The organism is Lentzea chajnantorensis, from assembly GCF_054300775.1.
The window spans coordinates 2461033-2485868 of sequence record NZ_JBSDZT010000002.1 but is presented as its reverse complement, the minus strand read 5'-3'; the positions used below and the strand labels follow the sequence as shown (position 1 = coordinate 2485868).

Annotated in this window: 24 protein-coding genes, 2 tRNA genes and 1 pseudogene; 12 read left to right on the top strand and 15 right to left on the bottom strand. The window is 70.8% G+C overall.

What is annotated here, in order from left to right:
- Window positions 1-9: 9 nt before the first annotated feature.
- Entirely contained in the window at window positions 10-978 is a 969-nt protein-coding gene (locus ACVDFE_RS13040) for a thiamine-phosphate kinase (protein WP_360391152.1), read from the bottom strand.
- A 97-nt stretch (window positions 979-1075) separates the two neighbouring features.
- On the opposite strand from ACVDFE_RS13040, the gene ACVDFE_RS13035 reads away from it, so the two are divergent.
- Window positions 1076-1309 (top strand): Lrp/AsnC ligand binding domain-containing protein, encoded by a 234-nt coding sequence (locus ACVDFE_RS13035; RefSeq protein WP_053736927.1) that lies wholly within the window; start codon window positions 1076-1078, stop codon window positions 1307-1309.
- 23 nt (window positions 1310-1332) lie between these two features.
- Window positions 1333-1896: a DUF3515 domain-containing protein gene (locus tag ACVDFE_RS13030; protein WP_360391155.1), complete on the top strand. Its 564-nt coding sequence runs from the start codon at window positions 1333-1335 to the stop codon at window positions 1894-1896.
- On the opposite strand, the gene ACVDFE_RS13025 is transcribed toward ACVDFE_RS13030, so the two are convergent.
- Entirely contained in the window at window positions 1893-2942 is a 1050-nt protein-coding gene (locus tag ACVDFE_RS13025; RefSeq protein ID WP_458430583.1) for a D-alanine--D-alanine ligase family protein, read from the bottom strand. The two genes, ACVDFE_RS13030 and ACVDFE_RS13025, sit on opposite strands and share 4 nt — an antisense overlap.
- Window positions 2943-3009: 67 nt before the next feature.
- Here ACVDFE_RS13025 and ACVDFE_RS13020 point away from each other — a divergent pair, with 67 nt between their 5' ends.
- On the top strand, window positions 3010-3972 hold the full coding sequence (locus ACVDFE_RS13020) for a GNAT family N-acetyltransferase (protein ID WP_458430582.1): 963 nt from the start codon (window positions 3010-3012) through the stop codon (window positions 3970-3972).
- Here the strand turns inward: ACVDFE_RS13020 and pdxR are convergent.
- Window positions 3956-5323 (bottom strand): MocR-like pyridoxine biosynthesis transcription factor PdxR, encoded by a 1368-nt coding sequence (gene pdxR / locus ACVDFE_RS13015; protein WP_458430581.1) that lies wholly within the window; start codon window positions 5321-5323, stop codon window positions 3956-3958. The two genes, ACVDFE_RS13020 and pdxR, sit on opposite strands and share 17 nt — an antisense overlap.
- A 71-nt stretch (window positions 5324-5394) precedes the next feature.
- Here pdxR and ACVDFE_RS13010 point away from each other — a divergent pair, with 71 nt between their 5' ends.
- Complete coding sequence (locus tag ACVDFE_RS13010; protein ID WP_458430580.1) at window positions 5395-6039, top strand: pyridoxamine 5'-phosphate oxidase family protein; 645 nt, start codon at window positions 5395-5397, stop codon at window positions 6037-6039.
- On the opposite strand, the pseudogene ACVDFE_RS13005 reads toward ACVDFE_RS13010, so the two are convergent.
- The 4 genes and pseudogenes from ACVDFE_RS13005 to ACVDFE_RS12990 form a co-directional block, all read right to left on the bottom strand.
- Window positions 6020-6479 (bottom strand): annotated as a pseudogene (locus ACVDFE_RS13005) (cysteine dioxygenase). The gene ACVDFE_RS13010 and the pseudogene ACVDFE_RS13005 sit on opposite strands and share 20 nt — an antisense overlap.
- Window positions 6480-6596: 117 nt before the next feature.
- Complete coding sequence (locus tag ACVDFE_RS13000; RefSeq protein WP_360391170.1) at window positions 6597-7664, bottom strand: cystathionine gamma-lyase; 1068 nt, start codon at window positions 7662-7664, stop codon at window positions 6597-6599.
- Window positions 7661-8671, bottom strand: coding sequence for an NAD(P)H-dependent glycerol-3-phosphate dehydrogenase (locus tag ACVDFE_RS12995; RefSeq protein ID WP_458430579.1), 1011 nt, complete (start codon window positions 8669-8671; stop codon window positions 7661-7663). The genes ACVDFE_RS13000 and ACVDFE_RS12995 overlap by 4 nt, the downstream gene beginning before the upstream one ends.
- Before the next feature lies 1 nt (window position 8672).
- Complete coding sequence (locus ACVDFE_RS12990) at window positions 8673-9380, bottom strand: lysophospholipid acyltransferase family protein (RefSeq protein ID WP_360391176.1); 708 nt, start codon at window positions 9378-9380, stop codon at window positions 8673-8675.
- A 71-nt stretch (window positions 9381-9451) separates the two neighbouring features.
- Here ACVDFE_RS12990 and cofC point away from each other — a divergent pair, with 71 nt between their 5' ends.
- From cofC to ACVDFE_RS12960, 6 genes are all read left to right on the top strand, one after another.
- A complete protein-coding gene (cofC, locus tag ACVDFE_RS12985) occupies window positions 9452-10075 on the top strand; it encodes a 2-phospho-L-lactate guanylyltransferase (RefSeq protein WP_458430578.1) in 624 nt (207 codons plus the stop codon).
- A gap of 305 nt (window positions 10076-10380) precedes the next feature.
- Window positions 10381-11118, top strand: a complete 738-nt coding sequence (locus tag ACVDFE_RS12980) for a hypothetical protein (RefSeq protein ID WP_458430577.1) — start codon at window positions 10381-10383, stop codon at window positions 11116-11118.
- Window positions 11119-11263: 145 nt separating this feature from the next.
- Entirely contained in the window at window positions 11264-12424 is a 1161-nt protein-coding gene (locus ACVDFE_RS12975; RefSeq protein ID WP_458430576.1) for an acyltransferase family protein, read from the top strand.
- Between the two features lie 417 nt (window positions 12425-12841).
- Window positions 12842-13021: a hypothetical protein gene (locus tag ACVDFE_RS12970; RefSeq protein ID WP_360391188.1), complete on the top strand. Its 180-nt coding sequence runs from the start codon at window positions 12842-12844 to the stop codon at window positions 13019-13021.
- A 59-nt stretch (window positions 13022-13080) separates the two neighbouring features.
- Entirely contained in the window at window positions 13081-15375 is a 2295-nt protein-coding gene (locus ACVDFE_RS12965; RefSeq protein WP_360391191.1) for an RNA degradosome polyphosphate kinase, read from the top strand.
- The gene (locus ACVDFE_RS12960; RefSeq protein ID WP_458430575.1) at window positions 15372-16361 is read left to right on the top strand and encodes an NUDIX hydrolase; all 990 of its coding nucleotides are present in this window, start codon (window positions 15372-15374) and stop codon (window positions 16359-16361) included. Before ACVDFE_RS12965 ends, ACVDFE_RS12960 begins: the two co-directional genes overlap by 4 nt.
- Before the next feature lie 232 nt (window positions 16362-16593).
- Here ACVDFE_RS12960 and ACVDFE_RS12955 read toward each other — a convergent pair whose 3' ends face one another.
- From ACVDFE_RS12955 to leuC, 3 genes are all read right to left on the bottom strand, one after another.
- Window positions 16594-17274 carry an HU family DNA-binding protein gene (locus tag ACVDFE_RS12955; RefSeq protein WP_360391194.1) on the bottom strand — a complete coding sequence of 227 codons (681 nt, stop codon included), beginning with the start codon at window positions 17272-17274 and terminating at the stop codon, window positions 16594-16596.
- A 184-nt stretch (window positions 17275-17458) separates the two neighbouring features.
- Window positions 17459-18061, bottom strand: coding sequence for a 3-isopropylmalate dehydratase small subunit (gene leuD, locus ACVDFE_RS12950; RefSeq protein WP_360391197.1), 603 nt, complete (start codon window positions 18059-18061; stop codon window positions 17459-17461).
- A gap of 2 nt (window positions 18062-18063) precedes the next feature.
- Window positions 18064-19470 (bottom strand): 3-isopropylmalate dehydratase large subunit, encoded by a 1407-nt coding sequence (gene leuC / locus ACVDFE_RS12945; protein ID WP_360391200.1) that lies wholly within the window; start codon window positions 19468-19470, stop codon window positions 18064-18066.
- A gap of 73 nt (window positions 19471-19543) precedes the next feature.
- On the opposite strand from leuC, the gene ACVDFE_RS12940 reads away from it, so the two are divergent.
- Complete coding sequence (locus ACVDFE_RS12940; RefSeq protein WP_053736944.1) at window positions 19544-20245, top strand: IclR family transcriptional regulator; 702 nt, start codon at window positions 19544-19546, stop codon at window positions 20243-20245.
- 295 nt (window positions 20246-20540) lie between these two features.
- On the opposite strand, the gene ACVDFE_RS12935 is transcribed toward ACVDFE_RS12940, so the two are convergent.
- The 3 genes from ACVDFE_RS12935 to ACVDFE_RS12925 form a co-directional block, all read right to left on the bottom strand.
- Window positions 20541-20613 (bottom strand) — tRNA-Glu (locus tag ACVDFE_RS12935).
- A 132-nt stretch (window positions 20614-20745) separates the two neighbouring features.
- Window positions 20746-20817, bottom strand: a tRNA-Gln gene (locus tag ACVDFE_RS12930).
- A 148-nt stretch (window positions 20818-20965) separates the two neighbouring features.
- Window positions 20966-21703, bottom strand: coding sequence for an HAD family hydrolase (locus tag ACVDFE_RS12925; RefSeq protein WP_360391203.1), 738 nt, complete (start codon window positions 21701-21703; stop codon window positions 20966-20968).
- Between the two features lie 391 nt (window positions 21704-22094).
- Here ACVDFE_RS12925 and ACVDFE_RS12920 point away from each other — a divergent pair, with 391 nt between their 5' ends.
- Window positions 22095-23351, top strand: coding sequence for an FAD-dependent oxidoreductase (locus ACVDFE_RS12920; RefSeq protein WP_458430574.1), 1257 nt, complete (start codon window positions 22095-22097; stop codon window positions 23349-23351).
- On the opposite strand, the gene ACVDFE_RS12915 is transcribed toward ACVDFE_RS12920, so the two are convergent.
- Window positions 23270-24001, bottom strand: a complete 732-nt coding sequence (locus tag ACVDFE_RS12915) for a LuxR C-terminal-related transcriptional regulator (RefSeq protein WP_458430573.1) — start codon at window positions 23999-24001, stop codon at window positions 23270-23272. The genes ACVDFE_RS12920 and ACVDFE_RS12915 overlap by 82 nt on opposite strands.
- Window positions 24002-24068: 67 nt before the next feature.
- The gene (locus tag ACVDFE_RS12910; protein WP_360391212.1) at window positions 24069-24827 is read right to left on the bottom strand and encodes a fumarylacetoacetate hydrolase family protein; all 759 of its coding nucleotides are present in this window, start codon (window positions 24825-24827) and stop codon (window positions 24069-24071) included.
- Window positions 24828-24836: the final 9 nt, after the last annotated feature.

Below are 24836 nucleotides of genomic sequence, written 5' to 3'. Positions count from 1 at the left end.
ACCTGCAGTCTACGCGCGCCAGTGCTCCCAGCCAGGGGGTTTCTCGTACGCCCTGCCGTCGACCGTGACACCGCTGCCCGCGCGGACCGTGCCGATCGTGGTCCAGCCCTCCGGCACGGACTTGGGACCGGGGAAGGTCGCGGCCAGCGCGTGGTCCTCCCCGCCGGTCAGCGCCCAGTGCCGCGCGTCGCCGCCGAGCGCGGACGCCACGTCCAGCAGGCGCGGGTGCAGCGGCAGCAGCTCGGTGCGGATGTCGATCGCCACGCCCGACGAGTCGGCGATGTGGCCGAGGTCCTGCAGCAGGCCGTCGGAGACGTCGATCATCGCCGTCGCGCCCGCCTCCGCGGCCCTGGGACCCTCCTCGTAGGGCGGTTCCGGGGTGCGCTGGGCGTTGACGATGCCGACCGGGGAGCGGAAACCGCGGCCCAGCACGGCCAGTCCCGCTGCCGCCCAGCCGAGCCGTCCGGTGACCGCCACGACGTCGCCGACGAGCGCTCCCGACCTCGTGACCGGCTCGAGCCCGTTCATGTCGCCCATGGCCGTGATGGAGATCACCAGCGTGGCGGAGCTGACCATGTCGCCGCCGACGACGCCCGCGCCGGCCTTGGCCGCCTCCTCCCACAGGCCCGCCATGATCCCGGTGATCGTCGCCGCGGGGGTGTCCGGCGGGCACGCCACGCCGACGAGCAGACCGGACGGCAACGCCCCCATCGCGACGACGTCCGCGAGGTTCACCGCGGCTGCTTTTCGGCCCACCTGCTCAGGACTGGACCAGTCGAGTCTGAAGTGGACACCCTCGACCAGCACGTCCATCGACGCGACGACACGCCCGTCCGGCACGGCCACCACGGCCGCGTCGTCACCGGGACCGAGGACGGTCGTCTCAGGCTGCGCCCGACCGGTCGTCACCCGGTGGATGAGATCGAACTCACCCACGTCGGCGACCGTCTCCGCGTCGTGCGGCGGCTCCGGACGCAAAGTTGCCTCCCAATCTGAGCATTCGGAACCCCAACTGGGGTACGTTGCGTGACACGTTCCTACCTCGACCCAACCTGTCGCGACGAAGGGGCACGCCGTGGTGCATGCATACATCCTCATCCAGACCGAGGTCGGCAAGGCCGCTGCAGTCGCCTCCGAGATCTCCGGCATCACCGGCGTCGCCACCGCCGAGGACGTCACCGGTCCGTACGACGTCATCGTCCGCGCCGAGGCCGACACCGTCGACCAGCTCGGCCAGCTCGTGGTGGCGCGCATCCAGAACGTCGAGGGGATCACCAGGACGCTCACCTGCCCGGTGGTCCACCTCTAGCCAGCCCGTGTTGTCATAGCCGGGTGACTCAGCAGGAATCCACGTCGGCGCTGTCCCGGCCGCTCGTCCTGGCGGTCGGGCTCGCCGTGCTCCTCGCCATCGGTGTCGCCGGGCTCGGCCTCGTGCTGGGCACGGGGAACCAGGTCGAGGACGTCCCCGGCCGGTCGGGCCCGCTCGCGCTGGTCTCGATCGACGCGCCGGACGCCGGTTCACCGCAGTGCACCTCGCTGGTCGAGAAGCTGCCGGTGGGCCTGCCGTCCGGCAAGGACATGCTGCCGCGCCGGGAGATCGCCACGCCCGCACCCGCCGGCGCCGTCGCGTGGGGTGACGCCCGGCACGACCCGGTGGTGCTGCGCTGCGGCCTGCCGCGGCCGGCCGAGCTGACCCCGTCGGCCCAGCTGCGGGTGATCTCCGACGTGCAGTGGCTGCAACTGCCCGGCTCGGGCACCTCGACGTGGGTGGTCGTCGACCGCGGCGTGCACGTGGCGCTGACGGTGCCCGACGACGCGGGCACCGGACCGTTGCAGGACATCTCCACGACGGTGCGCGACCTGCTGCCGAAGCAGCCGGTCAGGACCTCGCCCTAGCGCAGGCCGGACCCGCGCGCGACCGCCGTCTCCACGAGCGTGGTCAACAGCGTGGCGAAGTCCACACCGGTCGCCGCCCACGCCTTGGGGTACATGGAGATCGGCGTGAAGCCGGGCATGGTGTTCAGCTCGTTGATGATCAGCTGGTCGTCCTCGGTGAGGAAGAAGTCCACCCTGGACAGGCCCTGGCAGTCGAGCGCCTTGAACGCGGTGACGGCCATCTCGCGCAGCCGCGCGGTGATGTCGTCGTCGAGCTTCGCCGGGATGTCGGACTCGTAGGAGTCGTCGACGTACTTGGCGTTGAAGTCGTACCACTCGACGCCCTCGCCCACCGGCCGCAGCTCGGCGGGCAGCGACGCCTCGACCCGGCCGTCGGGGAACTCGAGCACCGCGCACTCGATCTCCCGCGCGTTCGGCACGGCCGACTCGACGATGACCTTCGGGTCGTGCTGACGGGCCTCGAAGACGGCGGCGTCGAGGTCGGCCCAGTCGCTGATCTTCGTGATGCCCACCGACGAGCCGGCGCGCGACGGCTTCACGAACACCGGCAGTCCCAGCAGCTCGCGCTCGTCGAGGGTGAGCGTGGTGGCGGCGCGGTCGAGCGCGACGAACGTGCCGACCGGCAGCCCCTCGGCCTGCAGCAGCTTCTTCGCGAAGACCTTGTCCATGGCGGCGGCGCTGGCGAACACGCCCGGCCCCACGTACGGCAGGCCGCCCAGCTCCAGCAGGCCCTGGATCGTGCCGTCCTCGCCCCACGCGCCGTGCAGCAGCGGGAACACGACGTCGACGCCTTCGAGCGCCTGCCCCGGCTCGACCGCGACGACGGTCCGGTTGCGCAGCGTCGGGAGGTTGCCGGCGCCCGCCTCCAGCGCGCTCGGGTCCGTGCCGAGCGCCCACTGCCCCTGCGGCGTGATGCCGATCGGCACCACCTCGAAGCGGTCGGGGTCCAGGTGCGGCAGCACGCTCTTGGCGGACTGGCAGGAGACCTCGTGCTCGGAGCTGCGGCCGCCGAACACCACGGCCACCCTCGTCTTGCGCTGCGTCATGCGGGCGACCCTACCCGTTTGGGCGATTGCCCCTGATGACACGTTGGTGGCCGTCAGCGTGGCGTCCGTGCTGGAGATCAGACCGCTCGACCTCGACGATCTGGACGGTTGCGTCGCACTGCGGATCGCGGCCCAGACCGTGGACGACCCCGCTGGGCCGGTGCCGGACGGGGAGCGGATCGCGCGCGGGCTGCGGAACCCGCGCGTGGAGCACGGCGAGGTCGTCCACCGCATCGCCGTCCGGGACGGGGTGGTGGTGGCCGCGGCGTCGGTGGCGTTGCCGCCGGACGAGAACGCCAAGATCGCCGCCGGTGGGATCGAGGTGCACCCCCGTCACCGCGGGCAGGGCGTCGGCACCGAGGTGCTGGAGGCGTTGCTGGCCGAGCTGTGCGCCAGGGACAGGGAGACGTTCGAGAACCTGTGGGTGCCCAGGGGCAGCGCGGGCGAGAAGTGGGCGGTCGCACGCGGGTTCACGGTGGGTGCGCACCGGCTGTGGCAGGAGCTGAGGATCGCGGACGTCGACCCCGCGCTGTGGGACGTGCCGGTGCCGGACGGGTACCGCGTGCAGCAGTGGATCAACGCGACGCCGGAGCACCTGCTGGCGTCGGTCGCCACGACCAGGCAGTCGATCGCGGACGCCCCGGCGGAGGGCATCGTGCTCGTCGCTCCCGCCTGGACGCCCGAGCAGGTGCGCGCCAAGGAGGCGCTGTCGAGGGCGGCGGGTGTCGAGCGGCGCATCGTCGTCGCCGTGCACGGTGACGAGGTCGTCGCGCTGACCGAGATGTCGCTCTACCCGTCGAACCTGACCTCGGTGTACCAGGAGGACACGGTGGTGGTGCCCGCGCACCGCGGCCGCGGGCTCGGCCGGGTGGTCAAGGCGCACATGCTGCGGTGGCTGCTCGCCGACCGGCCGGGACTGGAGCTCGTCGAGACGCAGACCAACGCGGACAACGTCCACATGATCAGGGTGAACCACCGGCTCGGGTTCGTCGACGCCCGGGAGTTCGTGACGGTCAGCCGGCCCTGCTGAGCAGTTCGGTGAGCACCGGCAGGGCGCTGATCAGCTGTTCCCGCGAGCAGGCGCTGTACCCGATGGCCAGCCCGTGCCACCGGGCGCGGTTCACGAAGTGGCGGGCCAGGCCGTCCACGCGCAGGCCGCGTTCCAGTGCCCGCTTCATCACCTCGCGCTCCGAGTCCGCGTTCGGCAGCAGGACCACGACGTGCGCGCCCGCGTCGTCGCCGAGGACCGCGATCCCCGCGCCGGCGAAGGTGTCGACGATCAGGGCGCGGCGTTCGGCGAGCTCGCGGCGGAGCTTGCGGAGGTGGCGGCCGAGGTCGCCGGTGCGGGCGAGCTCGACCACCACGCGCTGGCCCGCGGCGGCGGGGCTGGTGCCGGTGAGGTCGCGGTGTTCGAGGACCGCGGTGGCGATGTGCTCGGGGGCGACCATCCAGCCGGCGCCCAGGGTCGGGGTGAGGATCTTGCTGGTGGTGCCGAGGTGGACGACGACGTCCGGGGCCAGCGCCGCGAGTGACGGGAGCGGCGCCACGTCGTAGCGGAGCTCGCCGTCGTAGTCGTCTTCGATGACCAGCCATCCGTCCCGGCGCGCGCGCTCGACCAGTGCCACGCGGCGGCCGGCGGACATGCGGCCGCCGAGCGGGTACTGGTGGGCGGGCGAGCAGTAGACGGCGCGGACGCCCGCGGGCACGGCGCCGGGCAGCAGGCCCTCGGCGTCGACCGCGGCCGGGACGACCTTCAGGCCCGCCGCGCGGAACACGCCGACCGCGCGCTGGTAGCCGGGTTCCTCCACGGCCACGGCGTCGCCCCGGTGCAGCACCGCCACCGCGATCTCGGTGAGCACGGCCGTGGTGCCGCCGGTGGCGAGCACGGGTTCGGCGTTCACGGCCAGGCCGCGGTGGCGCAGCAGGTGCTCGGCGATGGCCTCGCGGTACTCGGGCAGGCCCGCGCGTTCCGGGCGGGACAGCGGGGGTGCGTCCGCGGCGGCCCGCCAGGCGCGGCGCCAGGCCGCGCGGTCGAGACCACCGGCCCAGGGGGCACCGGTGCCGAGGTCGACGAAGTCGGTGATGGCGGGCACGACGGCCTTGCGCGAACGTTTGCGCATGGGGCCGGGCGGCGTCGTCGTCACGTAGGTGCCGGAACCGTGTCGGCCGGCGATCCAGCCCTCGGCGTGCAGCTGGTCGTAGGCGGCGGCGGTCACCGTGCGGGACACTCCGAGGCGTTCGGCGAGCGCGCGTGTGGACGGCAAGCGGTCGCCCGCGCGCAACCGGCCTTCGGACGCCGCGGCGCGCAGGGCGTCGGCCAGCTGCACGGCGAGCGGCTCCGGCGACTCGCGGTCAAGGGCGACGGGCAGTGCGGTCTCCACCAAAGTGGCCTTCTCAGATCGATCGAAAATGGCGCTTCAATGATGCCACTTAGACCGTCAGAGTGGTGCGCATGACCACTGACGTGCAGCTCTCCCCCACCCCGCGCAGCACCGTCGTCCGCGGCAAGAAGAGAGCGGTCGAAGACCGCCGGGTGCTCTACGACATCCTCGACGCCGGACTGGTGTGCCACCTCGCCGTGGAGGTCGACGGCGCCCCGTTCCTCATCCCCACCGCGTACGGGCGGGACGGCAACCGGATCTTCCTGCACGGCTCGACGGGCTCACGGTCCATCAGGAGCATGCTGGAGGGCAAGCCGGTGTGCGTGTCGGTCACGCTCGTCGACGGCGTCGTCTACTCGCGCTCGGTGTTCCACCACTCGATGAACTACCGGTCGGCGATCATCCACGGCACCGCGCGGGTCGCCGAGGACCCCGAGCACGCGCTCAAGGTCATCGTCGAGCACGTCACCCCTGGCAGCTGGGACTACGCGCGCCGGCCCACCGGGAAGGAGCTGGCCGCGACGGTCGCGCTGGAGCTCGACCTGACCGAGGCCAGCGTGAAGGTGCGCGACGGCGGACCCGGCGAGGACCCGGAGGACCTGGCGGCGAACCTGGTGTGGGGCGGGCACATGCCGCTCGTCACGACGTGGGGCGCGCCCGTGCCGCACGAGACGGACAAGCCCGTCCCGCCGCACGTCAGCGCACGGGGCCGTTGACCGGGTCGTAGCGGTACGGGGTCATGGCGCGCGAACCGTGCCGGTACACGTGGACCGACACGGCCGGGTCGACGCCGTCGTTGCGCACGTGGTGCACGTAGCCGGGGCCCCACACGCGCGACTGACCGGTGTGCAGCGTGTGCACGACCTGGATCTTCGTCGTCACGACCTCGGTGAGCACGCCGCTGACCACGGTGAACGCACCGGTGGTCACGGCGTGGTCGTGCAGGGAGGCCGTCTGACCGGGGAGCCAGCTCATGAGCCAGATCTCCTGGTCGGCGGTCTTCTCCACCAGCGTCGAGAAGCGCTCCTCCGGGTCGTAGCGCAGCAGGTGGGCCCACCGGGAGCGGTCGGCGGCGACCGCCAGCGCCACCCGGACGGGGTGCAGCAGCGCGGAGCTTCTCGGGGAGCACGACGGTGTTCTCGGGAACGGCGAACATGGGAAGAACTGTCCTAACCATGGCGAATGCGCGAAAAGAGGACGCGGGACTATCGCCAGGTACAACACAGAACGCGGGAGGACATGTGGGAGAGGGTCCCGGAGCCGGGACCCCCCGTCAATCCAGTCCCAGCGCGTGGGACACGTCCGCGACCAGGTCCCGCGTGTCCTCACAGCCGGCCGAGAAACGCACGAGACCTGGGGAAACGGGGTCGCCGAACTGGGCGCGCCGGTCGGCCGTGGAGTGCAGGCCGCCGAACGACGTCGCCGCCGACACCACCCGAAGGCGTGACAGGAACTCGTCCACCGCCTCCGCCGACTCCAGCTCGAACGTGAGCACGCCGTTGAACCGCCGCATCTGCCGCGCCGCCACCGGGTGCGCGGGGTCCTCCGGCGCACCCGGCCACCGCAGTCCCCTCACACGGCCCTTCAGCAGTTCGTGGAGCGCCGCCGCGTTCTCCGCCTGCCGCGCGAGCCGCAGGTCGAGCGTCGCCAGGCCGCGCAGCGCGAGCCACGTCTCGAACGGTCCGGGGATGGCACCGTTCGACGTCCGCGCGGTCCGCACCCTCTCGGCCAGCTCGGCGGAGGCGAGCGTCACGTGTCCGAAGAGGACGTCGCTGTGCCCGGACACCGCCTTGGAGTCCGACGCCACCACGACGTCCGCGCCCAGCTCCAGCGGCCGCTGCCCCAGCGGGGTCGCCGTCGTGTTGTCCACGGCCAGCAGCGCGCCCGCCGCGTGCGCCGCGGCGGCCAGCTCCGCGATGTCGCACACGTCGAGACCGGGGTTCGACGGCGTCTCCAGCAGCACGAGCGTGACGCCCTCGAACGACGGGTACGGCCCGGCCGTGGGCACCTCGACGACGTTGACGTCCATTTCGGACACCACGCGCCTGGTGAGGAAGTAGCCGTCCGACGGCACCGCCAGCGTGTCCCCCGCGGACAGCACGGTGCGCAGCAACGTCATGATCGCGGCCATGCCGGACGGGAAGATGACGCACTCCCCGCCCTCCAGCGACCCGAGCGCGTTCTCCAGCGCCCGCCAGGTCGGGTTGCTGACGCGACCGTAGAAGTCGTCGCCACCGAGGTGGTACGCCGACGCGAACACCGGCTGCGCGCCGAACGGTTCGCCGGGGGAACCCTGCACCGCGTGCACGACGCGCGTGCCGTCACCGAAGGTCTCGTTCACTGGCGCTCGTGCTTCCTGTCTCGTCCCAGCAGTGCGGCACCGAGGTCACGCGCGCTCAGCCCGTCGTGGCACACCATGTGCACGCCTTCGGTGATCGGCATGTCGACGCCGTTGGCGCGGGCCAGCTCGCGGATCGACGAGCACGACTTCACGCCCTCGGCGACCTGGCCGTGCGCGGCCTCCTGGGCCTGCTCCAGCGTCTCGCCCTTGCCCAGCCGCTCGCCGAAGGTCCGGTTGCGCGACAACGGCGACGCGCAGGTCGCCACCAGGTCGCCCAGCCCGGCCAGCCCGGCGAAGGTCAGCGGGTCCGCGCCCAGCGCCGCACCGAGCCGCGCGGTCTCGGCGAGCCCGCGGGTGATGATCGACGCCATCGTGTTGTCGCCGTAGCCCAGGCCCGCCGCCATGCCGCACGCCAGCGCGATGACGTTCTTGCACGCCCCGCCGAGCTCGCAGCCGATCACGTCGGTGTTGGTGTACGGGCGGAAGTACGAGTTCGAGCACGCGTGCTGCAGGTCGATCGCGCGGTCGTGGTCGGTGCACGCGATGACGGTCGCGGTCGGCTGCCCGACGGCGATCTCCTTGGCCAGGTTCGGTCCGGACACGACGGCGACCTGCGCGGGGTCGGCACCGGCGACCTCGCTGATCACCTCGCTCATCCGCTTGAGCGTGCCCAGCTCCACGCCCTTGGACAGCGACACGAGCGTCGCGTCCGGCGGCAGCAGCTCCTTCCACGCCGACAGGTTCACCCGCAGCGTCTGCGACGGCGTGGCCAGCACCACCGCGTCGGCACCGTCGAGCGCCTTGGCCGGGTCCGCGGTCGCCGCCAGGTTCGCGGGCAGCGAGATGCCCGGCAGGTAACCGGAGTTCACGCGGGTCTCGGTGATCTCGTCGGCCACCTGCTGCCGGCGCGCCCACAGCACGACCTCGGGACCGGAGTCGGCGACGACCTTCGCGAAGGTCGTGCCCCACGAACCGGCGCCGAGCACCGCGACACGTTCGATTGCCATGTCAGGCCTTCCTCGGTCCGTAGAAGCCCGCCGGCGCCTGCTCCTGGCGGATCTCGGCGAGGCGGTCCTTGACGCTGCCCATCAGCAGGTCGGTGACCTCCCGCAGCAACGGCAGCGTCTCCTCCTTGCCGCGGTAGGCGGACAGGTCGACCGGCTCGCCGACGAGGTGGGTGATCGTCTTGCGCGGGAACGGCCGGAACTTGCGCTGGTAGTGGTTGTAGAGGTCGAGGGTGCCCCAGCGGGCGACCGGGATGACCGGGCCGTCGTGCTGCAGCGCCAGCCGCGCCACGCCGGTGCGGGAGTTCGCGGGCCAACCGTCGGGGTCCCTGGTGATCGTGCCCTCCGGGTAGATCACCACCACCTGGCCGTTCTCCAGCGCCTCGTGCGCCGCCCGCAGGCTCTGCTGGGCGTCGGAGGTGCCGCGGTAGACCGGGATCTGCTTCGCGCCCTTGAGGATCGAGCCCATGACCGGCACGTTCCACAGGCTGTGCTTGGCGAGGAAGTGCGGCACCCGGTAGCTGCGGTGCACGAACACGGCGTCGTAGCACGGGTCGAGGTGCGAGATGTGGTTCATCACGAGCAGGGCCGCACCTTGGCGCGGGATGCGGTCCTTGTGCAGGATCCGGTGCCTGCCCAGCACGAACGACATCGGGTAGACGATCGCCGCGGCGACACCGACCCAGAAGCCGCCCTTCTCCCGTTTGGCCACGTGGCCTCTCCTCACCTGCGTAGATCTGCGCCCATGCGCACATTAGTCGCCAGATCGTGGACTATGACGAGGTGCGGGATGAAGTCGACCTCGTGGTTCCGGTCAAGACGCTGGACAGGGCCAAGACCAGGCTGAGCAGCGCCACCGGCGGCGATCCGGTGTCGCACGCGGCGCTGGCGCTGGCGCTCGCCCTCGACACCGTGAGCGCCGCTCTGGCCACCCCCGGTGTCCGACGCGTGGTCACCGTCACATCCGACCCGGCGGTGGCCGCGGAGATGGCCGCGCTCGGCGTCGCGGCGCTGCCGGAGCCGCCCGAGCCCGGTCTCAACGAGGCGCTGCTGCACGGCGCCCGGTCGCTGCGGTCGCACCGGATCGGGGCGCTGCAGGCCGACCTGCCCGCGTTGCGGTCCGGCGAGCTGCAGGCGGCGCTGGTCGCCGCCGACGGCAGGCGCGCGTTCGTCCCCGACCGCCAGGGCACCGGCACGACGCTGCTGCTCGCCGCACCCGGTGGTGAGCTCGACCCGCGCTTCGGCGCCGGCTCCGCCGGGCTGCACGAGCGGTCCGGCGCGGTCGCGCTGGCCGGACTGTGGCCGTCGCTGCGCTGCGACGTGGACACGGAGGAGGACCTGCGGCTGGCGCGGACCCTCGGGCTGGGCCGGCACACCGCGAACGCCTTGCCCGCCTGGACAACCTGAGCGGCTCACACGCGTCCTCGGAGGTGATCCACGACCTTGGGGACCAATGCGAACTCTGATCGGACTGGCGGTGCTCACCGCCGTCGCCGGCTGCGCCACGGCACTGCACCTGGACCGGCCGGACGGGTACACCGCACCGAGCAAGCTGCTGTCGTGCCGCGCGGAGCTGCCCGCGGACTGGAAGGACCAGCTGTCCCGCAACGGGACCGAGGTGGGTTCGCACGAACACGTGAGCGTCGTCGCCGCCGACGGCACCGCGGGCACGACGCTGGTGAAGACCAAGCGCAACCGCACCACCGAGCTTCGTGCTGCGCGACCGGAGCAAGCGCCAGCAGGTCATGGCGGCGCAGGACGACGCGCAGATCTCGGACGTCGAGTTCGACGGCCGCTGGGTCACGTTCGCGACCGCGCCCGGCCAGGAGAGCCGCGACCTCACGATCTACGCCTGGGACTCCCAGAGGGACGGCGCACCCGTCGAGCTCGCGGGCCGCAGCGCTCCCGTGCTGCACAACGGCAAGGCCGCGTGGTCGGACGCCGGCGAGGTCCACCTGCACGACCTCGCGAAGAAGAAGGACACCGTCGTCGGCAAGGGCACGTCGCCGGCGTTCTTCGGCGACATGCTCGTCTGGACGCAGGACGGGAGGTTCCGCGCGGTGCGGACCGACCGCGGCGAGGCGGTGGTCCCGGAGCCGCTGGCGACGGCGGCACCCCGCGGTGACGTGGCCTCGGACGGCCGGACCCTCGCGTGGGCGCAGGAGGACGAGCTGTTCGCCTGGCGGGCGGACTGGTCGCGGCCGCGCAGGATCGCCGAGATCGAGGCGGTGCCGAAGACGGAGGGCATCGTGCTCCCGCGCGTCAGCGGCGACTTCGTGTCGTGGCGCTCGGAGTCCTCGTACGTCACGGACGTCCGCAGCGGCACCACCGTGCACACGACCGAGGACGACTACTGGCTGGAGGTCCACGGCGGCGCGCTCACCCGGCGCGGCCGCGACGTGGCGGCCGCCGCTCCCCTGTCGGCGCTGTCCGCACTGCCCGCCTGCTGACACCGTGACGAACGCCACGAATCAGTTACTCCGAGCAACGCAACGGGAACCCTCAGCACCTTTACATCCGTATCCCCCGAAGTAACCCCCCTGGCGACGTGCCCCCGACGTCGTGTTCCCCGACGCGTTCCCGAGGTGTTCTGAGTTGTCTTCGTTGACGCACGCCGACTACCTGGCGTTGCGCCGCTTTCCCGCGCTCGACGGCCTGCGCGCCATCGCCGCCGTGCTCGTCGTGTTCTTCCACTACGGCGGCCCCGACTGGTTGCAGGGCTGGGCCGGTGTCCAGATGTTCTTCGTCCTCAGCGGTTTCCTCATCACCACGCTGATGCTGCGCGAGGAACGCAGGACCGGCCGGATCTCGCTCAAGGAGTTCTACCTGCGCCGGGCGTTCCGGATCATGCCGGTGTACCTGGTGGTGCTGGCGGTCGCCGCGGTCAGCTCGGCGCTCTACGGCACGTTCACGAGCAACGGGATCGGCCCGTCGCTCAAGTACTTCCTCACGTTCACCAACGAGTTCGCCGACAACAGCCCGTACGGCCAGTCGTGGTCTCTGGGCATCGAGCAGAAGTTCTACCTGGTCTGGCCGTTGGTGGCGATCGCGCTGGGCACCGTCGTGCTGCGCCGCCGCGCCGGTGCCGCGCTGCTGGGCATGCTGCTCGCGCTCGTCGCGGTCAACTTCACGGTGGGCCACGGCAACCCCGGCTGGCCGCTGCACTACTTCTCGATCCTCACCGGCGTGCTGCTGGCCGTCGCGCTGCACAGCCCGCTCGGCTTCGCGGTGCTGCGGCCGCTGACGAACCGCGCGGCGCAGCTCGTCGTCCCGATCGGATTCGCCGGCGTGCACCTGGCCGTGAAGCCGATGGCCGCGTTCCTCGACGGGCTGGCGGGCATCCCCGGTCACGTCCTGGTCATCCCCGTCTACGCGGTGGCGACCGCGGTCCTGCTCGCCGCGCTGGTCTCGCCGGGACCGGTCACGACCCTGCTGTCCACCCGGCCCATGCAGTTCGTGGGTGAGCGGTCGTACTCGCTCTACCTCGTGCAGACGGTCGCGGCGACGGTCATCTGGTTCTTCTGGCCCGAGCTGTCCGGCACCGGGCAGGCCGTGGCGGTCACCGCGCTGGGGCTGGCGCTGGCGAGCGTCCTGTACCGCGCGGTCGAGATCCCGATGATCAACCTCGGCCGCCGGGTGATCGCCCGCCGGCGCGTCCAGGAGGCGGAGGTGCCTCAGCAGGGCGCTCCGCAGGCCCCCGCTCCGCAGTCGCCGGAGTCGGCGCGGTTGGCGACCATCGGGCAGGCTCAGCCGTAGAACGGGTTCGGGGCGAGCGGCACGGGTTCCCGGTCGCTCTCCCCGGCCGATCCGGCTCGTGCCCCGCAGGGCGGCGAACCCGGCGGGTGCTCGCGGGCCGGTCTTGGCGTCCGACCTGCCCAACCCCGCCGTCCACAGGAACGAGCACCCGTTGATGCACGCGGACGTGCCGGTGGGCAGCACCCCGAGTCCGGCCGGGTCCACAGCAGACACGATGTTGTGCCTTCGACGCCCCAAGTTCCCCCCTGGCTCTGCCGGCATCTGCAAGTACCACCAACTCAACATCAACAGGCGTTCCGGCTGGTCCGGTTCGGTGACGTCGGACGTCGTGAGGCCGGTCTCCACGCCGGCCCCGGCGGCGCACCGGTTCGGCCGGTCGGGTCCGGACGTCTATCGTTCTGCTCCGTGCAGGCGACGGTGTCCACGTTTGACGGTGATGGTTCCGCGGTGGTGCTGCGGGACGACGGCGTTCTGCTCGACGTGAGCGCGGAAGCGGTCGCGGCGGGTGGCTGGCGGATGCTGCGCCCTGGTCAGCGGGTGACCCTCGAACGCGATGCCGGCGGCGTCGTGACGGCCGTCCGGCCGCCTGTTCTGTGACGAGGAGTTCACCGGTCGGACGTTCTCGGCGGGGGCGCTCACGCCGATAGTGCGGAACAATGCGGGGCGTGAGCACGGAGAACACTGACGGCAAGCCGACACCTCCCCGGCGTCGAGCCACGCGGAGCAAGGCGGCGGAGACCCCGCCCGAGGCGACCACGCGCAAGCAGCCGCGCGCGGCCACGAGGCGGGCGTCCAACCCACCGCGGCGCAAGACCCAGCCCGCGCAGCCGGTGGCGACGCCGGTGCGGGGTGTTCCCTCCGCACCGCCCGCCGTGACGTCGAGCGCGCTGCCGACCGACCTGCCCGACGACCGCTACCTCAACCGGGAACTGTCCTGGTTGGACTTCAACTCGCGGGTGCTCGCGCTGGCGGAGGACTCCTCGCAGCCGCTGCTGGAGCGGGCGAAGTTCCTCGCCATCTTCGCCTCGAACCTCGACGAGTTCTACATGGTCAGGGTCGCCGGGCTGAAGCGGCGGGCGGAGACCGGTCTCACGGTGCGCAGCGCGGACGGGCTCACGCCGCTCGAGCAGCTGGTGGCCATCTCCAAGCGCTCGCAGGAACTGGTGGAGCAGCACGCCCGCGCGTTCCTCGACCACATCAGGCCCGGTCTGGAGGAGCACCGGATCAGCATCGTGACGTGGGGCGACCTCACGGACTACGACCGGCTGCGGCTCTCGAACTACTTCAGCGAACAGGTCTTCCCGGTGCTCACGCCGCTGGCCGTCGACCCCGCTCACCCGTTCCCGTACATCTCGGGGCTGTCGCTGAACCTCGCCGTGACCGTGCGCGACCCGCAGGGCGGCGGCGAGCGCTTTGCCCGCGTGAAGGTGCCGGACAACGTGCCGCGCCTGGTGCGGGTCGAGTCGGACCGGTCCTCGTCGTCGGCGACGTTCCTGCCGCTGGAGGAGCTGATCGCCGCGCACCTGGGCGAGCTGTTCGCCGGCATGCAGGTCATCGAGTGCCACGCCTTCCGGGTGACCCGCAACGCGGACCTGGAGGTCGAGGAGGACCGCGACGAGGACCTGTTGCAGGCGCTGGAACGCGAGCTCGCGCGGCGCCGCTTCGGCCCGCCGGTGCGCCTCGAGGTGGCCGACGACATGACCGAGCACATGCTCGAACTGCTGCTGCGGGAGATGGAGGTCGACCCGCACGACGTCGTGACCGTGCCAGGGCTGCTCGACCTGTCGTGCCTGTGGCAGCTCTACGGCATCGACCGCAAGACGTTGAAGGACCCGGCGTTCGTGCCGGCGACGCACCCGGCGTTCGGTGAGCGGGAGACGCCGAAGAGCGTGTTCGCGACGCTGCGCGAGGGCGACGTCCTCGTGCACCACCCGTACGACTCGTTCTCCACGTCCGTGCAGCGCTTCATCGAGCAGGCGGCGGCCGACCCGTACGTGCTCGCCATCAAGCAGACGCTGTACCGCACCTCCGGCGACTCGCCCATCGTGGACGCGCTGATCGACGCGGCCGAGGCGGGCAAGCAGGTCGTGGCGCTGGTGGAGATCAAGGCGCGCTTCGACGAGCAGGCGAACATCAAGTGGGCCCGCACGCTGGAGAAGGCGGGCGTGCACGTGGTGTACGGCCTGGTGGGCCTGAAGACGCACTGCAAGACCTCGCTGGTGGTGCGCCAGGAGGGCTCGACGATCCGCCGCTACTGCCACATCGGCACCGGCAACTACAACCCGAAGACGGCGCGGCTGTACGAGGACGTCGGCATCCTCACCGCGGAGCCGACGATCGGCGCGGACCTCACGGACCTGTTCAACGTGCTGACCGGGTACGCGCGCCAGGACGAGTACCGCTCGCTGCTGGTCGCGCCCTACGGCGTGCGCAAGGGCATCGTGGAGCGCATCAACCTGGAGATCGAGCACGCGCAGGCGGGCCGTCCGTCCGGTGTGCGCATCAAGGTGAACTCGCTCGTGGACGAGCAGGTCATCGACGCCCTGTACCGCGCGTCGCAGGCCGGTGTGCCGGTCGACGTGGTGGTGCGCGGGATCTGCGGCCTCAAACCCGGCATCAAGGGGTTGTCCGAGAACATCAACGTGCGGTCGATCCTCGGCCGGTTCCTGGAGCACTCGCGCATCTTCCAGTTCGTCGGCTGCGACGAGTTCTGGATCGGCAGCGCGGACATGATGCACCGGAATCTCGACCGGCGCGTCGAGGTCGCCGTTCGCGTGACCGATCCGCGGCTCACGAACCAGCTTTCGAACATCTTCGTCTCGGCATTGGACCCGCACACCCGCTGCTGGGTGCTGCGCGCCGACGGAGAATGGGAACCATCGCCCTCGGACGGCACGTCCGTGCGCGACCACCAAATGGAACTGCTGCACGAGCACGGAGCCCTTGGGTGATCAGAGCTGCCGGTGCGGTGCTCTGGCGCGACGCCGACGGGGACGTCGAGGTCGCGCTGGTCCACCGCACGCGTTATGACGACTGGTCGTTGCCCAAGGGGAAGCTCGACGACGGGGAGACCATCCCGCAGTGCGCCGTGCGGGAGATCGCCGAGGAGACCGGGTACGCGTGCGTGCTCGGCCGGCACCTGAAGCAGGTCTCCTACGACGTCAAGGGCGTGCCGAAGACGGTCGACTACTACGCGGCCGAGGCCGTGTCGGGGTCCTTCGCGGTCAACGACGAGGTCGACGAGCTGCGCTGGCTGCCGATCGCCGAGGCCCCCGCGCTGCTGACCTACGAACCGGACCGGCTGGTGCTGGCCGAGTTCGCGCGGCTGCCCGCGGACCTGCTGCTGGTGCTGCTGGTGCGGCACGCGAAGGCCGGCAAGCGGTCCGAGTGGGAGGGCGACGACGACCTCAGGCCGCTCTCCGACGCCGGGTGGCGGCAGGCCAAGGCGTTGCGGGCGCTGTTGCCCCTGTGGGCGCCCACGCGCGTGCACACGGCCCCTCGGGTGCGCTGTGCGGACACCGTGCGGGGTGTGGCCGCGGACCTGGACGTGGAGGTGGTCGAGGAGCCGCGGCTGTCCGAGGAGGGCTACTGGCCCGACCCGGAGGCGGGGCTGGTGCGGCTGCTGGAGGTCGCGGCTGACGAAGGCAGGGCCGTGGTGTCGTCGCAGGGCGGGGTGATCCCGTCCCTGGTGCAGACGCTGGCCGAGCCTCGGGGGTCTGCGGCTGCCGGAGGTCCCGTGCAAGAAGGGCAGCACCTGGGTGCTCGCCTTCACCCGCCCGTTCGGCTCCTGGTCCACTTCGGACGCGCCTTCGCGCTGGCCAACGCTGGTGTCGGCGCATTACCTGGCCTCGCCGCTGCCCCGTCCCTGAGACCGTTCCGGCCGCGCTCGCACCGCCGCCGCCTTCTCGCCCGACGAAAGTTCGCCTCCGGCAACTGAGTGGGCCGGGAAGGCGGCGGTTTCGCTTGTGCGGGGGTGCGTTCGGAAGGGCCGAGCGTTATTTGTATTGGCGGAATGGAGATTGGCGGCGCCATCCGCGCCGCGAGCTCACGCCTGCGAACTCAGCGCCGGTTCCGGCCCGCACCGGGGAACACGAAGGCCCCGGTGTGCGCACACCGGGGCCTTTCGCATGATGCTGAAGTGACGCAGCCTCCTCTCCGGGAGGCCCGTCTCACTTCTTCTTGGCAGCCGTCTTGCGAGCAGCCGGCTTGGCCGCGGCCGTCGTCTTGGCAGCGGGCTTCGCCGCGGCCGTCGTCTTGGCGGCGGGGGCCTTCTTGGCCGGGGTGGCCTTGGCAGCCGTCGTCTTCGCAGCCGTCGTCTTCGTGGCGGCGGCGGCCTTGGTGGCGGGCGCCTTCGCGGGCGCCTTGGCAGCCGTGGTCTTCGCCGCGGCGGCCGTGGTGGTGGTGCGACGGGTCGCGGGCGCCTTGGTGGCGGCCGCGGCCGTGCGCGTGCGCGTCGTGGTCGCGCGGGTCGTCGCGGCCTTGGTCGCCGGAGCCTTGGTGGCCGCGGGCTTCGCGGTCGCAGCGGCGGCGGCGGGCTTCGCGGCGGCCTTGGCCGCAACGGCCTTCGGCAGCTTCTTCGCACCGCTGATGACGTCCTTGAACGTCGAGCCGGGCCGGAACGCGGGCACGTTGGTCTTCTTGACCTTCACGGTCTCGCCGGTGCGCGGGTTGCGCGCAGTGCGAGCCGCGCGGGCACGCTTCTCGAAGACGCCGAAGCCCGTGATGTTGACCTTCTCGCCCTTGTTGACGCTTCGCACGATCACATCGACGAGACCGTCAACAGCAGCACCGGCAGTCTTCTTGTCTCCGAGGCGCTCGGCGAGCGCCTCGATGAGCTGGGCCTTGTTCACCTTCAGTCCCTCCCAGGACGCTCACGGCCCTAGCTCGGGCCGACTAGAACGCAACGGTAGGCCCAAATCGCGGGAAATACCAATCGCCACGCCAAAATTTTCGTTGTGGCGTGGCTAATTGCGCCCCTTCGAGGGACTCCGGGCGCCGGATTCGCCCCTCTCAAGGGGAGAATCCGGCCCCCTCTCAGACCGCCGGAAGCGGATCCGTTGTGGGCAACCAAGTCTGGCGATTGCCCTCGAAATCGCTGATCTCGGCCTCGTGGCGCAGTGTCAAAGCGATGTCGTCGAGGCCTTCCAGAAGCCGCCAGCGGGTGTAGTCGTCGATCTCGAAGGGCGCCACCAAGTCCTTGGCGCGGACGGTCTTGTCGGTGAGGTCGACGGTGACCGGGGTGCCGGGTTCCGACTCGAGCAGCTTCCACAGCAGCTCGACATCGGACTGGGAGCACTGGGCGGCGACGAGGCCCTGCTTGCCCGCGTTGCCCCGGAAGATGTCGGCGAACCGGGACGAGACGACCACCCGGAAGCCGTAGTCCATCAACGCCCAGACGGCGTGCTCGCGGGAGGAGCCGGTGCCGAAGTCGGGACCGGCCACGAGCACGCTGCCGGCCCGGAACGGCTCCTGGTTGAGGATGAAGTGCTCGTCACCGCGCCAGGCGGCGAAGAGGCCGTCCTCGAACCCGCTGCGGGTCACGCGCTTGAGGTAGACGGCCGGGATGATCTGGTCGGTGTCCACGTTGGACCTGCGCAGCGGCACACCGACGCCGGTGTGGGTGGTGAAGGCGTCCATGGTCAGTTCTCCAGGTCTGCGGGGGCCGACAGGGTGCCGCGCACGGCCGTCGCGGCCGCCACGAGCGGGGACACGAGGTGCGTGCGGCCGCCCTTGCCCTGCCTGCCCTCGAAGTTGCGGTTGGAGGTCGAGGCGCTGCGCTCGCCGGGGGCGAGCTGATCCGGGTTCATGCCAAGGCACATCGAGCAGCCGGCCTGCCGCCACTCGGCGCCCGCGTCCAGGAACACCTTGTCCAAGCCCTCGTCCTCGGCCTGCCTGCGCACCCGCATCGAACCGGGCACGACGAGCATCCGCACCCCGGAGGCGACGCGCTTGCCCTTGATGACGTCCGCGGCGGCCCGCAGGTCCTCGATGCGCCCGTTCGTGCACGAGCCGAGGAAGACGGTGTCCACCCGGATGTCGCGCAGCGGCATGCCGGGCTCCAGGCCCATGTACGACAGCGCCTTCTCGGCGGCCACGCGCTCGTTCTCGTCGGCGATGGCCTCCGGGTCGGGAACGCTCGCGCCGAGCGGCAGGCCCTGACCGGGGTTGGTCCCCCACGTCACGAACGGCGTGAGCTCGTCGGCGTCGATCGTCACCTCGGCGTCGAAGGTGGCGTCGTCGTCGGTGCGCAGCGTCCGCCAGTACTCGACGGCCTTGTCCCAGTCCGCGCCGGACGGTGCGTGCGGGCGGCCCTCCAGGTAGTCGAAGGTCGTGTCGTCCGGCGCGATCATGCCGGCGCGGGCGCCCGCCTCGATCGACATGTTGCAGACCGTCATGCGCGCTTCCATCGACAGGTCCTCGATGGCGGCGCCGCGGTACTCCAGGACGTAGCCCTGCCCGCCGCCGGTACCGATCTTCGCGATGACGGCGAGGATGACGTCCTTCGCCGTGACGCCCGGCTTGAGCGCTCCCTCGACGTTGATCGCCATCGTCTTGAACGGACGAAGGGGCAACGTCTGCGTCGCCATCACGTGCTCGACCTCGGACGTGCCGATGCCGAACGCCAGCGCGCCGAACGCGCCGTGCGTGGACGTGTGGCTGTCACCGCACACGACCGTCATGCCGGGCTGCGTGAGGCCGAGCTGCGGGCCGACCACGTGCACGATGCCCTGCTCCAGGTCGCCCATCGGGTGCAGCCGCACGCCGAACTCCGCGCAGTTGCGGCGAAGCGTCTCGACCTGCAGGCGCGACACGGGGTCCGCGATCGGCTTGTCGATGTCGACGGTCGGGACGTTGTGGTCCTCGGTGGCGATCGTGAGGTCGGGCCTGCGCAGCTTCCTGTCGGCGAGGCGCAGCCCGTCGAACGCCTGGGGGCTGGTTACTTCGTGCAGCAGGTGGAGGTCGATGTAGAGCAGGTCCGGCTCCGCGCCACTGCCGTGGCGCACAACGTGTGCCTCCCACACCTTCTCCGCGAGCGTGCGGCTCATCGCGACATCTCCCACAGTCTGGACGTGCCGACAGATCTGGACTTCTCACTGTCTGGGAAGTTAGTATCGGCTTGTGGGACAGCATAGCGGGATCGGCGTGCTGGACAAGGCAGTGGCCGTGTTGAACGCCGTGGCAAAAGATCCGTGCGGCCTGGCTGAGTTGTGCAATCGCACCGGCCTTCCGCGAGCAACAGCGCACCGCTTGGCCGTGGGCCTGGAGGTGCACCGCCTGCTGCGCCGGGGCTCTGACGGCCGTTGGCGTCCGGGTGCGGCGCTGGCGGAGTTGGCGGGTGGTGCGACGGACCCGCTCCTGGACGCGGCGTCTTCGGTGTTGCCGCGGCTGCGCGACATCACCGGTGAGAGCGTGCAGCTGTACCGCCGTGACGGCATGCAGCGCGTCTGCGTCTCGTCGGCGGAGCCCCCATCGGGTCTCCGCGACACCGTGCCGATCGGTGCCCGCCTGCCGATGACTGCGGGTTCGGGCGCGAAGGTCCTGGCGGCCTGGTCGGATCCCGGTACCCAGCGCGCGGTCCTCGCGGACGCCGTCTACGGCGAACGCACGCTCCTGGAGGTCCGCCGCCGCGGCTGGGCGCAAAGCGTCGCAGAACGCGAACCAGGCGTCGCCTCAGTCTCCGCTCCAGTCAGAGACTCCTCCGGCGCCGTAGTGGCCGCAGTCTCCGTCTCAGGCCCCATCGACCGCATGGGCCGCCGCCCCGGCGCCCGCTGGGCAGCAGACCTCCTGGCCGCCGCAGAAGCTCTCCAAAGCCGCCTGTAACCCTCCACACACAAAGCCCCCGTCGCTCCAGCGCCGGGGGCTTTGTCGCACCAAACTAATAAGCCCCCGCCACCGCTCCCATTAATCGGGGGCGAGCGAAGCGACGCCCAGTCTGCCTTCGTTGTTTGTCACCCAAGGGGCGAGCGAAGCGAAGCCCGCACATTCCTCGACGGGAACCCCAACGGGGGGTCCGGGGGCGAAGCCCGCCGGCTGGGGGTCTGGGGGCTCGGCCCCCAGAGGACAAAGCGAAAGAGGCCTGTCAGCGCTTTCCGCTGACAGGCCTCTCCCACCTCTGTAGCCCCGAAGGGATTCGAACCCTCGCTACCGCCTTGAGAGGGCGGCGTCCTAGGCCGCTAGACGACGGGGCCCTAGAACTTCTTGCCTGGAGGAACCTTATCAGATCGCTCTGCCGGTTCCAAATCCGGGCTATTCAGTTCGTTTTCTTGCTTTGCCGAGATTCTCGATCGGGAGCTTACCACTCTCGATTTTCTTCTCAGCAGCTGGGGTACCAGGACTCGAACCTAGACTAACTGAACCAGAATCAGTCGTGCTGCCAATTACACCATACCCCATTGGCTCTCACGATCGTCTTCGGTTCTCGCTGAGTTCCGAAGGCCCTCGTTGCTGCCGGGAGAAATACTAGACCACGTCCCCGCCAGAAGTGAAATCGGCCCCCACCCAACGGCAAAAGCCCAGGTGGGAGCCGGTCTCGGGGAGCGCTCAGGCGGTGGCGGCGGAGAGCTCGCAGACGAGCAGCTCCGGCAGTTCCGCCAGCGTCGTGATGGACGACAGGCCCGTGGGCAGGGTGCCGCCGGTGGGGCCGGTGCGGTTGATCCAGACGCCGTGCATCCCGGCGTCCCTGGCGCCAATGGCGTCGGCGTGCAGCCGGTCGCCGACGTGCACGGTGTCGCCGGGCGGGACGCCCAGTGCGAGGCACGCGGTGTGGAAGATCACGCGGTCGGGTTTGGCGCAGCCGACCTCGCCGGCGATGAGCACGGCGTCGAAGTACGGCGAAAGGCCGAGCTGGGCGATCTTCACGCGCTGGTGGCGTCCGGAGGCGTTGCTGATCGCGGCGATCGGCAGGCCGGTGGCCCGCAGCCAGTCGAGCATGGGGATGACGTCCGGGAACAGGCACCAGCCCGCCGAGAGGACCGCCTGGCGGCCGAGCTCGCGGCGGGTGGCCTCCTCGATCGACAGCTCCTCGCCGAGGGCGGAGAAGAAGGCCTGGGTGCGGATGTTGCGCATCTGCTCGTACTGGAGCTCGCCGGCGAGCTGGCGGGAGACGTGGTCGTCGGTGATCCGCTGCCACAACGACCAAGCGTCGGCGTTACCGACCATCGAGGCCAACGCGGCGCGCGAAGAGGTGCTGTAGTCGACAAGTGTGTCGTCGACGTCCAGGCACACAGCGCGGATCTCGCCGGTTCTCTTACGCGTGAAAGTCGGGGACGCAGTTGTCACCCAGGAAGGTTAGGTGCGTGGGCCCCTCGTCCGATTCGGCTAACGAGGTGATTCCCGTGGGTCCTTGCTCGATCCAGCCGACCTTGAGGCCCCGAACGAACCAGTGAGACTCGTCCGGCCGCCGAATGCAATCGCCCGGACGAGTGTTGTTCGACTACCCCTGGCACCACTCGGAAGGCGGTTGTTCCAGCGGCGCGACACCTTAGCTCCAGTCGCACTGGATCGCACCAGCCGCAACGGTTTCGGGGCCTGGGGTACCAGACAGTCCACAGAGGACTGTCGAGCTGCGGTGCGACCGCGCGACACCCGCCACAGCACGACCGGCTTGACGGCCATGGCGATCAGGAGCATGCTGAATTTATTCAACGAGGGTTGAAAAGAGGGGATCGACATGGAGAGGACCACCTGCCTCGTCGTCGGAGGCGGACCCGCGGGAATGGTGCTGGGGTTGCTGCTGGCGCGCGGGGGCGTCGAGGTGACGGTGCTGGAGAAGCACGCCGACTTCCTGCGGGACTTCCGCGGTGACACCGTGCACGCGTCGACGCTGACGCTGCTCGACGAGCTGGGCCTGGGGCCTGCCTTCGAGCAGGTGCCGCACCAGCTGGTCGACGAGGTCGAGGTGCTGCTGGACGGCGGCCGCAAGGCCACGATCGCCGACTTGAACCGGCTTCCCGGTGCCCACCGGCACATCGCGATGGTGCCGCAGTGGGACTTCCTCGACCTGCTCGCGGACGCGGGCCGGCTGGAGCCGCGGTTCCACCTGCGGATGAGCACCGAGGTCACCGGGATCACCAGGAGCGGCGGCCGGGTCACCGGCGTCACCTACCGGGACCGGGCCGGCGGGCACGAGGGCGAGATCGCCGCGGACCTGGTCGTCGCGGCAGACGGGCGCGGCTCGATCCTGCGCGACGCCGTGGAGCTGCCGGTGTACCGCTTCGGCGCGCCGATGGACGTGTGGTGGTTCCGGCTGCCGCGCACCGAGGACGACCCGGTCCGCGGCGGTGCCGGCCGGTTCAGCGCGGGCAGCGGCCTGGTGCTGATCCCGCGCGGTGAGTACTTCCAGTGCGCGTTCCTGATCCGCAAGGGCACCGACGAGCAGGTGCGCGCGGAGGGCGTGGAGAAGTTCCGCGACCGCCTCGTCACGCTCGTGCCGTGGCTCTCCGACCGGGTGGGGCACCTGACCACCCTCGACGACGTCAAGCTGCTGGACGTGAAGCTGGACCGGTTGCGGCGCTGGCACGTCGACGGTCTGCTGTGCATCGGTGACGCCGCGCACGCGATGTCGCCGGTCGGTGGCGTCGGCATCAACCTCGCCGTCCAGGACGCGGTCGCGGCGGCCGCGCTGCTCGCGAAGCCGTTGCGGCAGGGCGGGGTCACGGGTGCCGTGCTCGCGAAGGTGCGGAGCCGCAGGCTCTTCCCCACCGTGGTCGTCCAGACGATGCAGCGGGCCGTCCACCGGCTGTTCCTCGGGCGCAAGCTCAACAGCACCGAGACGGTGTCGAGCACCGGCACGCCGTTCATGCTCCGGGTGGCGCGGCGGTTCCCGTTCCTGCAGGCCGTGCCGGCCTACCTGGTGGCCATCGGCCCACGTCCGGAGCACGCGCCGGACTTCGCGCGCAGGGCACCGCAGACCATCGTCAGGTCGTGACGAACGCCTCGGAGCTTCTCCCCGAGCACCATCGCCACGGCGTGGGCCCGGTCGCGGGCGCCGAGCTTGCGCAGGATCGCCTTCACGTGCGTCTTCACGGTGTCGTTGCTGATGAAGAGCCGCTGGGCGATGCGGGCGTTGTCCATGCCCTTCGCCATCTCGGCCAGCACGTCGAACTCCCGCGCCGACAGCCGGCCGAGCGAGGCGGGCGGCGGCATCCGCGCGGGCAACCGGGCGAAGGACCCCACCCGTGCGTCGATCGTGGCGGGCGCACCCCGCACCGCGGCCGCGATCAGCGGCAGCAGCTCGGCCACGGGTGAGGTCTTCAGCAGGTAGGCGACCGCGCCGGCGTCCAGCGCGGCGCGGGCCCAGCTCGGACTGTCCGCATTGGACAGCACGACGACGCGGGCGTCCGGCCGGTACTGCGCCGTGTCCCGCACGGTGCGCAGCGGTCCGGCGCCCGGCACGTCGAAGTCCGTGACTACCAGGTCCACCGGCACGCCGCGCAGGCAGCGCGCGGCATCGGCCACGGTGTGGGCGATGCCCACAACGCGGAAGGAGTGCGTGCGGTGCAGCGAGATCCGCAGCCCCTCGGTGAGGAGCTGTGAACCGTCGACGAGCAGCACGCGGGTGGACGCGGGGTCCGTCATGACACCGGGAAGTTACTAGCGGGTACCCCGGTGCGTAACCTGCCGAACGCCGGATTGCTCCGTACGGCTACCTATTTGCCACCGGATTGGTGAGCGTGCCAAGGCCGTCCACAGTCACGGAGACCGTCTGTCCGGCCCTCAGCGGTCCCACGCCGGCGGGCGTGCCGGTGAGGATCACGTCGCCGGGCAGCAGCGTCATGACCGCAGAGACGTACTCGATGAGCGACGGGATGTCGTGCACCATCGAGGAAGTACGTCCGTCTTGCTTGACCTCTCCGTCGACCTCGGTGACGACGCGGACGTCCGACGGGTCGAACTCGGTCTCGATGAACGGACCCATCGGGCAAAAGGTGTCAAAGCCCTTGGCACGGGTGAACTGCACGTCCTTCTTCTGCAGGTCGCGCGCCGTGACGTCGTTGGCGATGGTGTAGCCCATCACCACGCCCATGGCCTTGGCCCTGGACACGTCCCGGCACGGCTGGCCGATGATGACGGCCAGCTCGCCTTCGAAGTCCACTCGTTCGGACGCGGCCGGAAGCTTGATCTCCACGTTCGGCCCGACCACCGAGGTGTTGGGCTTGAAGAAGATCAACGGCTCCGCGGGGACCTCGTTGCCGAGCTCCGCCGCGTGGTCCGCGTAGTTCCGGCCGACCCCGATGATCTTGGTGGGCAGGATGGGCGCGAGCAGCCTGACGTCGGCCAAGGGCCACTTGCGTCCGGTGAAAGTCGGTTCGCCGAAGGGGTGTTCGGCGATCTCTGCGGCTTCCTCGCCGTGAACGGCGACGAAAGCTACGCCTTGCGGGTGAGCGATCCTGGCAATACGCACGTACTACAC

What these genes read in the sequence shown, in the direction of transcription:
- leuC (WP_360391200.1), bottom strand. Translation starts at nt 19,470, where the DNA reads ATGAGCCGCACGCTCGCGGAGAAGGTGTGGGAGGCACACGTTGTGCGC.
- ACVDFE_RS12965 (WP_360391191.1), top strand. Translation starts at nt 13,081, where the DNA reads ATGCGGGGCGTGAGCACGGAGAACACTGACGGCAAGCCGACACCTCCC.
- ACVDFE_RS12915 (WP_458430573.1), bottom strand. Translation starts at nt 24,001, where the DNA reads ATGACGGACCCCGCGTCCACCCGCGTGCTGCTCGTCGACGGTTCACAG.
- ACVDFE_RS13010 (WP_458430580.1), top strand. Translation starts at nt 5,395, where the DNA reads ATGACCACTGACGTGCAGCTCTCCCCCACCCCGCGCAGCACCGTCGTC.
- ACVDFE_RS12920 (WP_458430574.1), top strand. Translation starts at nt 22,095, where the DNA reads ATGGAGAGGACCACCTGCCTCGTCGTCGGAGGCGGACCCGCGGGAATG.
- ACVDFE_RS13025 (WP_458430583.1), bottom strand. Translation starts at nt 2,942, where the DNA reads ATGACGCAGCGCAAGACGAGGGTGGCCGTGGTGTTCGGCGGCCGCAGC.
- ACVDFE_RS12995 (WP_458430579.1), bottom strand. Translation starts at nt 8,671, where the DNA reads ATGGCAATCGAACGTGTCGCGGTGCTCGGCGCCGGTTCGTGGGGCACG.
- leuD (WP_360391197.1), bottom strand. Translation starts at nt 18,061, where the DNA reads ATGGACGCCTTCACCACCCACACCGGCGTCGGTGTGCCGCTGCGCAGG.